Below are 15716 nucleotides of genomic sequence, written 5' to 3' on the forward strand. Positions count from 1 at the left end.
GCCATATAAAATGGATGTTTTCATGTAGAGCCTGCTCTATTTTACGCGAAGAATACAGGTTGCGCAAATAGGCATACACTAAAATTTTTAGCAATACTTTGGGATGATAGCTCGATGTACCGCCTCCACGATAGGTCTTTTCCAGGCTGCTCAAGTCTACCGAGTCCAAAATCGTGTTGACAATACGTACAGGATGGTTCTGAGGAACTAGGTCATCATAACTGGGCGGAAGCAGGCTCAACTGCCCTTGGTCGTAGATCTTCCAGGTGACTTTTCGGCTCATGCTTAAATTTACAAACACAAAACCTTATAACAAAAAAAAGAGGCTGCCTTTTTAGACAACCTCTTTTTTTATCCCCGTTAACGATCGGCATTAGGAAATATCATTGATTTTCTTTATATTAACTGAAATAACCATACAGACATAAACCTGAAATGTCTTAAAATGTTCGGGAATATTAACTAAAAACCCTTAATCACCATGTTAAAGAGTATATCAAACTTACAAGATGTGAAAAAGTTATCACGAAAAGAACAAGAGTTAATCCGAGGAGGTATTGCCTGCAAACTGGAGTCCAACGGATCTTATTCGTGCCCCGGGGATACAATCTGCGATTGGGACACCATGATGTGCAAAAAACCCTCGGACATCTACGGATAATCGAAAAAGGTCAACCTTCGTATGTATACGGGGATGTCCAAAAATTATTTTTTACCTTCTGAGATTTGCGCATTTAATTCTTTTCTCGGGATACAAAAGAGGCTGCCTTGACAAAATTCAGGACGGCCTCTTTTTTATTCCCTGACGCATCAACACCAGCTCCATCAAAAAACTTCCATTTTCTTTATACACATCAACACGTAATCGTCCTCAAAAAAACGAAGATCACGAACACACCGTGTAGTTTATCGATAAAAACATACATTTTATCGATTTTCATGAAATCAGGTTTTCGCCAAAAACATCAAGACATCAACTTATCGGATATTTGAAACGTCATTCAGAAACATACGCTGGATAGTCACTAAAAAAACAGCATACACTTTATTCGATTAAAGTTTCTGGATTAGTTAGTTGTTTTAAGATTCATGGTTGGTTTAGACTTTTACTGTAGTTTATTTTTGGGGTAGTTTAACATGCAAATGTTAATTAATAAACTCAGTAATTCAAGAAGCTGTCTTTTAGGCAGCTTCTTCTTTTTTATAGCATCTCCGCTTTGCTTTTTCTTTTCCCGCATAAATCCTATATTCGTAATCAGAAAAACTATATCATGCCAGACATCAGAAAACTATTTGACACTATATACGAATCTGCTCCTTTCCAAAAAATTCAGGCTGCAGACTACCTGCCACTTATTGAGAATGAAATACAAGAGGCCAAAAGAGAAATAGACCTTATCACATCCAATACGGAGTCACCTAACTTTAAGAACACTATAGAAGCCCTGGAATTTTCAGGAAAATACCTGGACAGGATGACCAGCATGTTTTTCAACCTGAACAGTGCCGAAACAAATGATGAGATCCAGAAGCTGGCACAGAAAATTTCTCCGATGCTTTCGGAATTCGGCAATGACATCCGGCTGAACCAGAAACTCTTTCAACGTGTTGAAGCTGTCTATCTGCAGCAGAAAGAACTCGACCTCAACGCCGAACAGACAACCCTTTTAGAGAACCGCTATAAGAGCTTTGCCCGGAACGGAGCCGCACTATCCGAGGACAAAAAAAACAAACTCCGCGAAATCGACAAGAAACTTTCATCGCTTAGTCTGAAGTTCGGAGAAAACGTACTCGCCGAGACCAACGCTTTCGAGCTCCATCTCACCGATGAAAAGGATATTTCGGGGATTCCGGAAGGTGCCCTGGAAGCCGCAAAAAACCTTGCCGAAAGCAAAGACAAAGAAGGATGGGTATTCGACCTGAATTACCCCAGCCTGGTCCCCTTCCTCACCTATGCCGACAACAGGGAGTTAAGAAAAAAAATGCTGCTCGCTTCAGGTAGTAAGGGATTTCACAATGATGAACTCGACAACCGTGAAACCGTATTAAGTATAGCACGTCTCCGCTTTGAGCGCGCGAATCTTCTGGGATATAAAACCCATGCCCATTATGTTCTCGAAGAACGGATGGCAAAGACCCCCGGAAAGGTTAACGACTTTTTAAAAGAATTACTCGAAAAAGCAAAACCCGCTGCACAAAAGGAGTTCATACAATTACAGGATTTCGCCCGGGAACGGGATGGCATCAAACAATTGGAAAAATGGGACGGAGCCTATTACACCGAAAAACTAAAACAAAAACTTTTTGATCTCGACGACGAAAAACTAAAACCCTACTTCAAACTGGAAAATGTGGTTCGCGGGGTTTTCACCATAGCTCATCAATTATATGATCTGAACTTTGAAGAGGTACACGATGTGGACACCTATCACGAAGATGTAAAAACTTATAAGGTAACAGATAACTCCGGAAATTTCACAGCCCTTTTTTATGCCGATTTTTTCCCTCGCCCGGGCAAGCGCAACGGCGCATGGATGACTTCATACAAACCTCAATGTATAAAAGACGGTATTAATGACCGTCCGCACATATCTATCGTCTGTAACTTTACCAAACCGACAAAGACCAAGCCTTCATTACTTACTTTCAATGAAGTCACCACCTTATTTCACGAATTCGGACATGCCCTTCACGGTATGCTTGCTAACACCACCTATCCTTCTCTAAGCGGAACCAGTGTGTACTGGGACTTTGTAGAACTTCCGAGCCAGGTTCTGGAAAACTGGTGTTACGAAAAAGAGGCGTTAAAACTTTTTGCCAGGCACTACGAAACCGGAGAAGATCTCCCCATGGAATATGTAGAGAAGATCAGGAAATCTTCGAGCTTTATGGAAGGAATTCAAACATTGAGACAACTCAGTTTCGGGCTTTTGGATATGAGCTGGCACGGTATCGATCCGACCACAATAAAAGACGTAAAGGCACATGAAAACAAGGCCTTCAGCGCTACAAACCTCTATCCTGAAACACCGGAAACCTGCATGAGCACAGCTTTTTCACACATCTTTCAGGGCGGGTACTCATCGGGCTATTACAGTTACAAATGGGCAGAAGTACTCGATGCCGATGCCTTCGAACTCTTCAGGGAAAAAGGAATTTTCAATAAAGAAGTAGCTGTGAGTTTTAAGGAGAATATACTATCCAGGGGTGGTACCGAAGACCCTATGATACTCTACAAACGCTTCCGGGGGCAGGAGCCCAAACCGGACGCACTCCTTCGCAGAGCCGGCCTACTGGAGAAAGTATCCTGACCCTTCTAAAACAAGAAAAGCATAAGAACCTTAAAAATCAGTTCTTGTGCTTTTCCTTTTTAGCCTGCTCCTTTTCCCAGGCCTGATACCCACCCTGAAGGTTATACACCTCCTTAAACCCCAGTGAGTCCAGAGATTTGGTAACCCTGGCACTTCGCTTACCTGTGCGGCAATACACATACACCGGCGTGCTTTTATCAATGCCCTTCCATTGCGAAAGAAAGTCAGGCTCCGAGCTATCCAGATTCAGGGCTCCTGCAAAATGCCCCTCTCCGTATTCATCCGGTGTACGCACATCGACCAGGAATTTTCCAGCCAGGTCTTTTTCACTAAGCTTGGTAATATCTACATCCGCTACCTGCGCCTGAACAGATAACCCGACAAAACCACATAAAACCAATAATAAGTATTTCATGATTACACGTATTTTGATCTTCAAAAATAACTATTTTATTTCCAGTTCTTAAACAATACCAGTAATACTGCCCAAACTACCGGGATGCCTTCCACCCAAAAACTACAGTAGTAACGATGTTGTTTTACCCTTGAGTAAATCAGGGCAAGTACTAACAGTACGATCACGACAAGCAATGTCATCGCATCCGTTCCCAACCGGTTCTGTTTTAATAATTCCAGGGCAAATACGACAACCAGTACATATATCCCGAGTTTTCTGGCATTTTTTATGCCTATTTTTTGCGGTATGGTTCCCAAAGAAAGGTTATCTACCGCCATGTCCCTGATCTCAAAAGGAATAGTCAACACCATAACAAAGAGAAAACGTTGTAACCATTCGAGGACCACATCCTGTACCGAGGCTTCTCCGAAAGCCATAATATCCGCATTATTTACTACCGGAAGCACCACCGTTGCACCGCTCCACACCAAAGCAACAATAAAGATCTTAATACCGGGAGAATTCCGGATGTTGCGGAAAGAAGAAGATAACGGAACCGCATAAAAAAAGGAAAGGATCATCAATACGGCCAGCACGATAAAAGCAGCTGCATTTAAATGCAAAAGGTAATATCCACAAAGCAGAAAGCAGATAAAACTAAAGTATTGTATACTTTTTACATACCGGGTTTTTACCACGTAAAATCGCCTGGCTTCACTTCCGTATTTTATAAAATTATACCCGACAATGGTTCCGTAAAAAACGACATAACAAACATTTTCATCATACGGTATCCCGAAGTTCAGCAGTGTTATAACCGTTAGCGAATATACAGACAGGGCCACATGTATACTTGCCTCGATATAGAAGTTGAATACCTTTGTTAAAAAGCTCATCGGACAAAAATAGAAAATAGACTTTATTCACGCATAATCTGCCCTGAACATTCCGGTTTACGACCGTTAAAAACTTTGTGTACAAGTAGATACAAAAGGTTATTTTTAACAAATATAATACGTATTTTTGCGCCGCAAACACAACGATTTACACATACATTTAATTTTAGAGAATGAGAACAGACTCCTTTGCAGTACGTCATATTGGGCCGCAAGAAGACGACCTGGATAAAATGCTGAATGTCATTGGCGCAGAAAGCCTGGATCAATTGATTTTTGAGACTATTCCGGATGACATTTTACTAAAAGAAAAACTCGATCTTCCGAGAGCCCTCAGTGAAAACGAATTCCTTTACCATATTCAAAAACTCGCTGCAAGGAATAAGATGTTCAAATCATATATCGGACTGGGTTATCACGAAACTTTCACCCCTTCCGTGATCAAGAGAAATGTCCTCGAAAGTCCGGGATGGTACACTGCGTATACACCTTACCAGGCTGAAATAGCCCAGGGAAGGCTCGAAGCCCTGCTCAATTACCAGACGATGATCTGCGACCTTACCGGTATGCCACTGGCCAATGCATCATTGCTCGACGAAGGGACAGCCGCTGCTGAAGCTATGACTATGCTCTTCGAACTTCGTTCCAGAGATCAGAAAAAAAATAACACCTGTAAGTTTTTCGTATCTGAAGAAATTTTACCGCAAACCCTTTCCATCCTTAAGACCAGGGCCATTCCACTCGACATAGAACTCGTTATCGGAGATCATGCGAACTTTGAATTTTCTGCGGATTTCTTTGGAGCTATTCTTCAATACCCCGGTAAGTACGGCCAGGTTTACGACTATAAAGAATTTGTGGCAAAAGCTAATGACAATAATATCAAAGTTGCCGTAGCGGCTGACATCCTAAGCCTTGTCATGCTCACACCTCCAGGAGAATTCGGTGTGGATGTCGTGGTAGGAACCACGCAACGATTCGGTATCCCGATGGGATACGGCGGACCTCATGCCGCATATTTTGCTACCAGGGAAGAATACAAACGAAATGTTCCGGGACGAATTATAGGCGTCACCAAAGATGTTAACGGAAACCGCGCACTTCGTATGGCCCTGCAAACCCGTGAACAGCACATTAAGAGAGATAAAGCGACCTCCAACATCTGTACAGCACAGGTTCTCCTCGCCGTTATGGCGGGCATGTATGCGGTTTATCACGGTCCGGAAGGGCTGAAATACATCAGTTCCAAAGTTCATCGTTCCGCAATTACCCTGGCAAAAGCCCTGGGGCAACTGGACTATGAGCAGACAAACCCGTCTTATTTTGACACCCTTGTCATCCGAACCAATGCTGTCGCCATACGCAAAACAGCAGAAAATCACGAAATCAATTTCCTTTATATAGATGACAACACAGTATCTATAGCCATTAATGAGGCTACATCGGTCGATGACCTCAATGATATCATCGCTGTCTTCGCTGAAGTCGCAGGTAAAGAAACTATCGTTCTCCATACCCTGGAAGAGGCTACCGTCATCCCGGAAAACCTGCAAAGAACATCAGATTTCCTGAAAAACGAAGTTTTTCATGCCTACCATTCCGAGACTGCCCTGATGCGGTATCTCAGAAGACTGGAGCGGAAAGACCTCTCCCTTAATCACTCCATGATTTCGCTGGGCTCATGTACCATGAAACTCAACGCCGCTTCGGAGATGTTACCGGTGAGTATGGCACAATGGGCCAACATTCACCCTTTCGTTCCCGTAGACCAGGTGGGAGGTTACCAGGAAGTCCTCAGCGAACTGGAACAACAACTCAATGTCATTACCGGCTTTGCAGGCACATCGTTGCAACCCAATTCCGGCGCACAGGGTGAATTTGCAGGACTTATGGTAATACGTGCCTATCACGAAGCCAACGGAGATACCAATCGCAACATCTGTCTCATCCCGGCATCGGCACATGGTACCAACCCCGCTTCCGCAGTGATGGCAGGAATGAAGGTCGTAGTAACCAAAACCGATGAAAAAGGAAATATAGATATTGACGACCTCAGGGAAAAAGCAGAAAAGCATCACGAAAACCTCGCAGCCCTTATGGTTACCTATCCGTCCACACACGGTGTATTCGAATCGTCCATTAAGGAGATTACGAGAATCATCCACGATAACGGCGGTCAGGTGTATATGGACGGTGCCAATATGAATGCTCAGGTCGGCCTCACGAATCCGGCGACCATAGGCGCAGACGTATGTCACCTCAACCTCCACAAAACCTTTGCCATCCCTCATGGTGGCGGTGGCCCGGGAGTAGGCCCGATCTGCCTGGCAAAACACCTCGTGCAGTTCCTTCCGTCGAATCCCGTAGTAAAAACAGGCGGAGAAAACGGTATCACTGCAATTTCAGCCGCACCATGGGGAAGTGCCCTGGTCTGCCTGATCTCCTACGGATACATAAAAATGCTCGGGGTCAACGGTCTCACCAATGCTACCAGGCATGCCATCCTCAATGCAAATTATATTAAAAACAGGTTGAGCGGGCATTTTGATGTGCTCTACACCGGAGAAAGAGGCAGGGCTGCACACGAAATGATCGTGGACTGCAGGCCATTCAAGAAAAACGGTATTGAGGTGACCGATATCGCCAAACGCCTTATGGACTATGGCTTTCACTCCCCTACCGTATCATTCCCGGTAGCAGGAACACTGATGATAGAACCGACAGAAAGTGAAAATCTCGATGAACTCGATCGCTTCTGTGATGCCATGATCTCTATACGCAAGGAAATAGACCACGCTACTGCAGAAGATACAAATAACGTATTGAAAAATGCACCACATACACTCGAGATGCTTACTGCAGATCAATGGGATCTTCCCTACTCGAGGAAAGAGGCAGCGTATCCGCTGGATTATGTTGCAGAAAATAAATTCTGGCCTTCGGTAAGACGTGTAGATGATGCCTATGGCGATCGTAATCTCATGTGTACCTGTGCCCCGATAGAAGCGTATATCGAAGCCGAATAGCTTATAAAACAAGCCTCATTTACAAGCCTTTCCGCGATTTTTTCCGGAAAGGCTTTTTTTATTCCCCTTGACATCTGACAGTTTTCTCTGAATTAAAAAAGATGTTGAACATCGTATTTTTTACTATGCGCGCATAGTAAAATAAAAATCAATTCCATACCTTTAAAGAAAATAATTCACCAGATGAATATTAAAATTACCGGTACGGGGTGCTACATCCCTTCCGAAATAGAGATGAATTCAGGTTTTGATCAACATGAATTTTTAGACGCTAACGGTGTCAGGCTTGATCCTCCCAACCAGGTTATCATTGACAAATTCAAAGCGATAACGGGTATTGCCGAAAGACGATATGCCAAAGAACATCTCAACACTTCCGACCTGGCTTTTTATGCTGCCGAGAAAGCCATTCAGGATGCTGGTATCGATTCCGAAACGCTCGACTATATCATCGTGGCCCATAACTTCGGAGATGTCAGGTACGGCTCTATTCAGGGCGACACCATTCCTTGTCTTGCAGCAAGGGTAAAACATGCTTTAAAGATTAAAAATCCGAAATGTGTAGCTTATGATCTTCTTTTCGGATGCCCGGGTTGGGTGGAGGGACTCATCCAGGCCCAGGCTTTTATAAAAGCCGGTATGGCAAAGAAATGCCTTGTTGTAGGAGCAGAAACACTATCCCGGGTTATCGATAAACACGACAGGGATTCCATGATTTTTTCCGATGGCGCCGGTGCCACAATAGTCGAAACCTCCGCAAAAAACGAGGGCATACTCGCTTGTGAATCGGCAAGCTATACCCAGGATGAAGTATATTACCTCTATTATGGCAACTCCTATAATAAAGACCTGTGCAGAAATACCCGTTACATTAAAATGAACGGAAGAAAAATATACGAATTTGCCTGTATCCACGTCCCCCAGGCTATGAAAGACTGTCTGGATAAAAGTGGTGTTGCTATAGAAAATGTAAAGAAAATTTTTATCCATCAGGCCAATGAGAAAATGGACGAAGCCATTATCAAACGCTTTTTCCGGCTCTACAAAACCCCGGTCCCCGAAGACATTATGCCTATGAACATTCAAAAAATGGGAAACAGCTCCGTAGCGACCATACCCACACTACTCGACATGGTTAAAAAAGGCGAAATCGAACGGCAGTCCATAAATAAGGGAGATGTTATTATATTTGCAAGTGTTGGCGCCGGCATGAATATCAATGCCGTCGTTTATAAATGCTAACTATGTACGAAAATAACTTTCCCAAGAAACGGTACGGAATTACCTTAGACTTTCTTAAAAAACATATTCCGGGAAATGCCAGGATACTCGATCTGGGAACACCAAACCCCTTTTCCGAAATTATGGAAAAAGAAGGTTTCCGGGTTACCAACACCACAGGTGAGGATCTGGACATTAAGGTTGATGTAGTGACCGAAGACAAGTTTGAAGTGGTTACCGCTTTTGAAATTTTCGAACATCTCGTGGCTCCTTTTAATGTATTAAACGCCATTAAAGCAGATAAACTGGTAGCCTCTATCCCGCTCCGGTTGTGGTTTTCGCCTGCCTACCGAAGCAAAACCGATATGTGGGACAGGCATTATCACGAATTCGAAGACTGGCAGTTCGACTGGCTGCTCGAAAAAGCCGGATGGGAAATCAAAGCCCGTAAAAAGTGGACAAATCCTGTTAAAAAAATCGGACTCCGGCCCTTGTTGCGGTATTTTACGCCGCGGTATTATATGGTGTATGCCGAACGCAAGAAGACAACTTCTGCAGTTTAGCCGGGAGACTCCCGAAATACATCGTACTCCATGAAGTATTATATTATCATACCTGCCCATAACGAAGCAAAATTTTTGCCTCTCGCACTCCGGTCTGTTGCGGAACAAACACTCCTGCCCGAAAAGCTTATCGTGGTTGACGATAACTCTACGGACAACACTACAGAAGTACTCTTACCCTTCTCGGCACAATACCCCTGGATCGATGTGGTATCCGCTACCGATTCGTCCACGGAACACCTTCCAGGCGGCAAAGTAATACAGGCTTTCTACCAGGGGCTCAACACTCTGGATTCCCACTATGATTTCGTTGTGAAAATGGATGCCGACATTGTACTGCCTCCGGACTATTTTGCTACCATTGCACAGATATTCGGAGCAGACCCTTCGATCGGGATAGCCGGCGGACTCGTTTATATTGAGCAGAAAGACAAGTGGGTTTATGAAGCTATAGCAGATAAAAATCATGTCCGTGGCCCGGTAAAATCATACTCCAAAGCATGTTTTGAAAAAATCGGCGGATTGAAGCCGGCCATAGGCTGGGATACCGTAGACACCTTACTTGCCCGTTACCACGGTTTTTCCATCGCTACCACAGATACGCTTATTATAAAACACTTACGTCCTACGGGCAACGCTTACACCAAAAAAGCCCGGCTGCTCCGGGGGCATGCCATGTACACCATGAGGTATGGTTTGCTGATAACCTTTATCGCATCGGTAAAAACAGCATGGAAACAGAGAGATCCGATCGTTTTATCAGACAACCTGAAAGGTTATTTTCAGGCGGGGGCAACCCAGGTCCCTTTTCTCGTAACGGAAGACGAAGGCCGTTTTATACGCAGGTATCGCTGGCGGGGGATTCGTAAAAAGCTCGGGATATAATCCACTGCCGACATCCATTGAACTACCTGTATTGTTACAAAGGCAGGTGTACTACTTTTTTGGTTTCGAAAAAATCTTCGGAAAAAAAATCGGAAAGCAGGTATTCTTTAGCTTTCGGAAAGTCCTTCAATTCTTCCGAGAGGTCTCCCCCTTTAAGATATAATATACCGTTTTTGAGATCGTGACGATGCTCCCGGGTAGTTTTATTGCGGACCCATTGCACAAAATCGGGCATATTGGTTACGGCCCTGCTGACGACAAAATCAAACTGTTCCCGGATTTTTTCCGCCCGGATATGGGCAGCCCTGACATTGCGGAGCTCCAGGGCCTGTGCGACTTCCCGCACCACCTTGATCTTCTTGCCGATGGCGTCAACCATCAAAAATTCGGTTTCCGGAAAAAGTATGGCCAACGGAATCCCCGGAAAACCGCCTCCCGTACCTACATCAAGTATTTTGCTTCCGGGGGCAAACGGCTGTACTTTGGCAATCCCCAGGGAATGCAGTACATGGCGGATATACAATTCTCCTATGTCTTTTCTCGAAATTACATTGATCTTTGCATTCCACTCGGTGTACAAAGGCTCAAGGGCCTCTAAACGGCTGACCTGCACATCGGAAAGTCGGGAAAAGTATTGCTGAATGACCTCAAAAGACATGGGCTCGATTTTTGCACAAAAGTAAACAAATCTAAATTTTATATCCACGATATCCCGGATATCTCGCAAATTGGTTATTTTTGACTGGTTTTAACCGGTTGTTTTACTACAATACATATCGGAAAACAACTATTTACGAGACCTCAGGATACTTGCCATGGATCGCCAAAAAACCGGAGAACGGGATCAGGCTTACGAATCATAACTATCCTGTAGCTTCTCCGGAATAATTAATCATCTATTATTTCATGGAAAACGACATACTCAGATTTTCGAGAAAAGATACCCGGAATTTTTTCAAAACGCTAAACAAAAGGGTCAATGCCTACTTTAAGGAACACAATATAAAAAGAACAGGGAACTGGAGGTTATACCTCAAGACTATCATTATGTTCTCCCTGTTCCTTACCCCTTACTTTCTTATCCTCACGCTCGACATCAACCAGTGGATTCAGTTATTGCTCACCATGGTCATAGGCATCGGCATGGCGGGGGTAGGCATGAATGTCATGCACGACGGTAATCACGGATCCTATTCTTCCAAAGGATGGGTAAACAATCTTATGGGGGCCAGTATATACATCCTGGCCGGGAATGTGTACAACTGGCGGGTACAACACAACGTATTGCACCATACCTACACCAATATTCACGGACATGATGAAGATCTGAATGCAGGAAAGATCATTCGGTTTTCCGAACATGCCAGCTGGCACAGGTTTCACCGTTTCCAGCATTATTATTCGGTCTTCCTCTACGGACTTCTCACCTTAAACTGGGCTATTACCACAGATATCCGCCAGTTACGCAGGTACCTGAAACGAAAGCTTTCCTACGGAAAACTGCATAGTCCCGCAAAACAATGGAGTGTGCTTATCATCAGTAAACTTATTTATATAACGCTCTGGATCGTACTTCCCATGGTAGTCCTGGATGTCGCCTGGTGGAAAATCCTTATCGGATTCTTTACCATGCACTACACCGCCGGACTTATTCTGAGTATTGTATTCCAGCTGGCTCATATCGTCGAAGACACCGAAACCCTGATGCCCGACGAAACAGGCACCATGAAAAACACCTGGGCCATACATCAGCTATTTACCACTGCCAATTTCTCTACCAAAAACAAGGTAGTAAACTGGTTTACAGGAGGGCTTAACCACCAGGTTGAACATCATATTTTTCCGAATATCAGCCATATACATTACACAAATATTGCTAAAATTGTTAAACAAACAGCCAGTGAGTTTAATTTGCCCTATTATGAGTATAAATCTACCAGAAAAGCTATAATTTCGCATTTTAAACATCTGAAAGCACTGGGTAAAAAACCCGTATATATCTATAATTAAGAACGTAAAACAACAGATGGAACAACAACTCATGGAACAAAAGCTATCTGAAAGAATCCTGAACATGGCCACTTCGGCCACACTTGCTATGGCAGCAAAAGCCAGGGAACTGCGAGCAGAAGGAAAAGACATCATAGGGCTGAGCCTCGGAGAACCGGACTTCAATACTCCCGATTTTATAAAAGATGCGGCCATACAGGCTATCAATGATAACTATAACAGCTATTCACCTGTAGACGGTTATGCCGATCTCAAAGACGCTATTATAACCAAGTTTAAGCGCGATAACAAATTAACGTACAAACCCGATCAGATCGTCGTTTCTACCGGAGCAAAACAATCGCTTGCGAATATAGCCCTGGTGATGATCAATCCGGGGGATGAAGTGATACTTCCCGCTCCCTACTGGGTCAGTTATTCCGATATCGTGAAGATTGCCGAAGGTGTTCCCGTTGAAGTCCCTACTTCGATAGAAAATGACTTCAAAATGACACCCGAGCAACTGGAAGCTGCCATAACTCCCAAAACCAAAATGTTGTGGTACAGTTCTCCTTGTAACCCGAGCGGATCGGTATACAGCGAGGAAGAACTCGAAGCGCTCGCGGCAGTGTTGAGAAAACACCCGCAGATCTATGTGGTCTCCGACGAAATATACGAACACATCAACTTCGCAGGAGGTCATGTAAGTATGGCTGCCATAGAAGGTATGTATGACAGAACCGTTACGGTAAACGGTGTATCCAAGGCTTTTGCCATGACCGGATGGCGTATCGGTTATATCGGCGCTCCTTCATGGATAGCCCGTGCATGCAACAAAATGCAGGGACAGATTACCAGCGGAGCTAACTGTATAGCACAACGAGCCACCATTACTGCTCTCGAAGCACCGGTGAGCAAGATACAGTATATGATCGATGAATTCCACAAAAGAAGAGATCTCGTACTTGATCTGCTTCGTGAAATCGACGGATTTCAGGTCAACGTACCCGAAGGTGCTTTCTATGTCTTCCCGAACATCGCTTCGTTCTTCGGAAAAACTTTAAGAGGCAAAAAGATCGAAAATGCTTCCGACTTCTCGCTTTACCTGCTCGAAGAAGCGAATGTAGCTACGGTGACCGGAGAAGCCTTCGGAAACCCGAACTGTATACGTATCTCTTACGCAGCCTCCGAAAAAGATCTCAGAGAAGCCTTGCGAAGGATCAAAGAAGTACTGGCCTAAACAACCATACAAGCCACGGAATAAAAAGGTTAAAGAGCGGAAACGCATTCTTTAACCTTTTTTTACATCCTTGACTCCTGCACTATTGCTTCAAATAATCCCTATCTTTGTCAAAAATTTTTTTTGATGTCTGAAAATGTCACTCCCTATAAAGACTCCGGATTGGGAAAAAAGGAGCAGGTTACCAAAATGTTCGATACGATTTCCGGAAAATATGACGGCCTCAACAGGGTTATTTCTTTCGGAATAGATATAAAATGGCGAAAAAAAGTAGTACAGATCGTCAAAGATACAAATCCGGAAACGATACTGGACATCGCTACAGGAACCGGTGACCTGGCCATTAATCTGGCACAGACAGGGGCCGGAAAAATTATCGGCCTTGATATTTCCTCCGGCATGCTCGAAGTGGGAAAAAAGAAAATAGCCGAAAAGAAACTGGAAGACACTATCGAGATGGTATTGGGCGACAGTGAAAACCTCCCCTTCGAAGACAACACATTCGATGCCATTACCGTAGCCTTCGGCGTAAGAAATTTTGAAAATCTCGAGAAAGGACTTTCGGAAATTTTACGTGTCCTCCGCCCCGGTGGATGCTTTGTGATCCTGGAGACCTCCGTACCTACCAAACCTCCCTACAAACAAGGGTACAACCTGTACACCCGTCACGTTCTGCCCGTGATCGGGAAGGTCTTTTCCAAAGATCGTTCGGCATACAAATACCTCTCCGAATCGGCATCTGTTTTTCCACACGGAGAAAAACTGAACAATATTTTATCGAAAATCGGGTTTATAAAGGTGCAGAACCATCCCCAGACCCTTGGGGTAGCTACCATATATGTAGCTTCCAAATAAAAAGTCATGACATACCCAAGTAAAACGGAAACTTTAAGCGTATGAACAAAACACTACTTTGTGCCTTTGTGCTTACTTTATTGAGCTATAACGCCTCGGCGCAGTTTAATGAAAACCCGTTGATAAACCTTGAAAACTTTGATAAACAACCCCTGCACTGGGGTTATTTTCTCGGGATCAATCAATACGATTTCAAATTCGATTACCGGGCGTATGACAACCAGGAAAGCCTGAGAGACGTACAGGTAAACAAAAGCATCGGCTTTAATGTGGGGCTCATCGGAGACCTTCGCCTCAATGATTATATGAACCTCCGCCTCGAACCCGGGCTGTACTATACCCAGAGAGACCTTTACTTCCCCGGATTCTATAACCCGGATGGTTCTTTTGATGATGTCAAAGGGCTTCGCCAGGTAAAATCGACTTATATTCACGTACCGTTACTGTTAAAGGTAGGTACGAAACGTATGGGCAATATCAAACCCTATATCGTCGGCGGACTCTCCACATCCATGAACCTGGGCAGTAATGAAAGCAGCCGCGAAGACAACCGGGAGGGAAAATTCCGGATGAAAAAACAGGCCTATTATTACGAGATCGGGTTCGGGATAGATTTCTATTTGTACTATTTCAAATTCTCCCCTTCTATCCGCGGGGTTTTCGCCCTGACTGATGAGTTAAAACCCGATGACAATCCTGCAACCCGATGGACAGGGAACATCGAAAACATGTACAGCCGGGCTATTTTTATCAACCTTACATTTGAGTAGGGCCGAACTCGCGAAAAATTTCCCAGTATTTTCCGTTATGCTTTAAAAGTGTAATACCACGGGCGACAAAAGAAGCCTGAAAAGTCCGTTTCCCGAAGATTTCCCACAGCTCATTATAGGATGCTTCCGGTATATCCCGGGTAGCTACCGTCATATGAGGGTGAAATTTATGTTTCATTTCCGTATCCGAAAAACCGCATGGTCCGGATAATATTTTTTGTAATTCCTGCCGTAGTGCTATCAACCGGGAATGTCCCTTTAACGCAATGTAAATAACTCCGGGCGGAAAACTGCCAAAACCATCCAATACTATCGGAACGGGGCGCATGTTCTCGGCAAAATGCCGCAACGCACCGATCAGGATCGTTTCTTCTCCAGCACTGCGCCGGAAAGGCATTTGAAGTGTAATATGTGCAGGCGATTTCAATGCGTGCTTTATACCATAATTTTCACAGAGCTCCTTTTTGATCAAACAAACCTCATCGCGGATATGCGGTGGGGGTACTATGGCTATAAAATACAAATGCTGCTCCATGCCCTAAAAATAGAAAAGCCGGGCCAAA

The 15716-nt window shown here is 44.1% G+C and carries 14 protein-coding genes; 9 read left to right on the forward strand and 5 right to left on the reverse strand.

Going from position 1 to position 15716, the window contains the following annotated elements:
- On the reverse strand, positions 1-283 hold a 283-nt coding region (locus BT112_RS18095), incomplete at its 3' end, for a transposase (protein WP_139276305.1).
- A gap of 988 nt (positions 284-1271) precedes the next feature.
- On the opposite strand from BT112_RS18095, the gene BT112_RS18100 reads away from it, so the two are divergent.
- Positions 1272-3311, forward strand: coding sequence for a M3 family metallopeptidase (locus tag BT112_RS18100; protein WP_072318877.1), 2040 nt, complete (start codon positions 1272-1274; stop codon positions 3309-3311).
- Positions 3312-3348: 37 nt separating this feature from the next.
- Here the strand turns inward: BT112_RS18100 and BT112_RS18105 are convergent, their stop codons facing one another.
- On the reverse strand, positions 3349-3726 hold the full coding sequence (locus tag BT112_RS18105) for a rhodanese-like domain-containing protein (RefSeq protein WP_072318878.1): 378 nt from the start codon (positions 3724-3726) through the stop codon (positions 3349-3351).
- Positions 3727-3761: 35 nt separating this feature from the next.
- Entirely contained in the window at positions 3762-4604 is an 843-nt protein-coding gene (locus tag BT112_RS18110; protein ID WP_072318879.1) for a UbiA prenyltransferase family protein, read from the reverse strand.
- Between the two features lie 173 nt (positions 4605-4777).
- Between BT112_RS18110 and gcvP the strand changes: the two genes are divergently transcribed.
- From gcvP to BT112_RS18130, 4 genes are all read left to right on the forward strand, one after another.
- Positions 4778-7630: an aminomethyl-transferring glycine dehydrogenase gene (gene gcvP / locus BT112_RS18115; RefSeq protein WP_072318880.1), complete on the forward strand. Its 2853-nt coding sequence runs from the start codon at positions 4778-4780 to the stop codon at positions 7628-7630.
- A gap of 183 nt (positions 7631-7813) precedes the next feature.
- Positions 7814-8872 (forward strand): 3-oxoacyl-ACP synthase III family protein, encoded by a 1059-nt coding sequence (locus tag BT112_RS18120; RefSeq protein WP_072318881.1) that lies wholly within the window; start codon positions 7814-7816, stop codon positions 8870-8872.
- 2 nt (positions 8873-8874) lie between these two features.
- A complete protein-coding gene (locus BT112_RS18125; RefSeq protein ID WP_072318882.1) occupies positions 8875-9414 on the forward strand; it encodes a class I SAM-dependent methyltransferase in 540 nt (179 codons plus the stop codon).
- Positions 9415-9444: 30 nt separating this feature from the next.
- Positions 9445-10299, forward strand: a complete 855-nt coding sequence (locus tag BT112_RS18130) for a glycosyltransferase family 2 protein (protein ID WP_072318883.1) — start codon at positions 9445-9447, stop codon at positions 10297-10299.
- Positions 10300-10333: 34 nt separating this feature from the next.
- Here BT112_RS18130 and rsmG read toward each other — a convergent pair whose 3' ends face one another.
- The gene (gene rsmG, locus BT112_RS18135) at positions 10334-10957 is read right to left on the reverse strand and encodes a 16S rRNA (guanine(527)-N(7))-methyltransferase RsmG (protein WP_072318918.1); all 624 of its coding nucleotides are present in this window, start codon (positions 10955-10957) and stop codon (positions 10334-10336) included.
- A gap of 248 nt (positions 10958-11205) precedes the next feature.
- On the opposite strand from rsmG, the gene BT112_RS18140 reads away from it, so the two are divergent.
- The 4 genes from BT112_RS18140 (at position 11206) to porT (ending at position 15153) form a co-directional block, all read left to right on the forward strand.
- Positions 11206-12309: a fatty acid desaturase family protein gene (locus tag BT112_RS18140; RefSeq protein WP_072318884.1), complete on the forward strand. Its 1104-nt coding sequence runs from the start codon at positions 11206-11208 to the stop codon at positions 12307-12309.
- Positions 12310-12340: 31 nt separating this feature from the next.
- Positions 12341-13528: a pyridoxal phosphate-dependent aminotransferase gene (locus BT112_RS18145; protein WP_072318919.1), complete on the forward strand. Its 1188-nt coding sequence runs from the start codon at positions 12341-12343 to the stop codon at positions 13526-13528.
- Positions 13529-13654: 126 nt separating this feature from the next.
- Positions 13655-14383: a bifunctional demethylmenaquinone methyltransferase/2-methoxy-6-polyprenyl-1,4-benzoquinol methylase UbiE gene (gene ubiE / locus BT112_RS18150; RefSeq protein WP_072318885.1), complete on the forward strand. Its 729-nt coding sequence runs from the start codon at positions 13655-13657 to the stop codon at positions 14381-14383.
- Positions 14384-14424: 41 nt separating this feature from the next.
- Positions 14425-15153, forward strand: a complete 729-nt coding sequence (gene porT, locus BT112_RS18155; RefSeq protein ID WP_072318886.1) for a type IX secretion/gliding motility protein PorT/SprT — start codon at positions 14425-14427, stop codon at positions 15151-15153.
- Here the strand turns inward: porT and BT112_RS18160 are convergent.
- Positions 15140-15688 carry a 2'-5' RNA ligase family protein gene (locus tag BT112_RS18160; RefSeq protein WP_072318887.1) on the reverse strand — a complete coding sequence of 183 codons (549 nt, stop codon included), beginning with the start codon at positions 15686-15688 and terminating at the stop codon, positions 15140-15142. The two genes, porT and BT112_RS18160, sit on opposite strands and share 14 nt — an antisense overlap.
- Positions 15689-15716: the final 28 nt, after the last annotated feature.

The organism is Sinomicrobium oceani, from assembly GCF_900119185.1.
Classification (GTDB): Bacteria; Bacteroidota; Bacteroidia; order Flavobacteriales; family Flavobacteriaceae; genus Sinomicrobium; species Sinomicrobium oceani.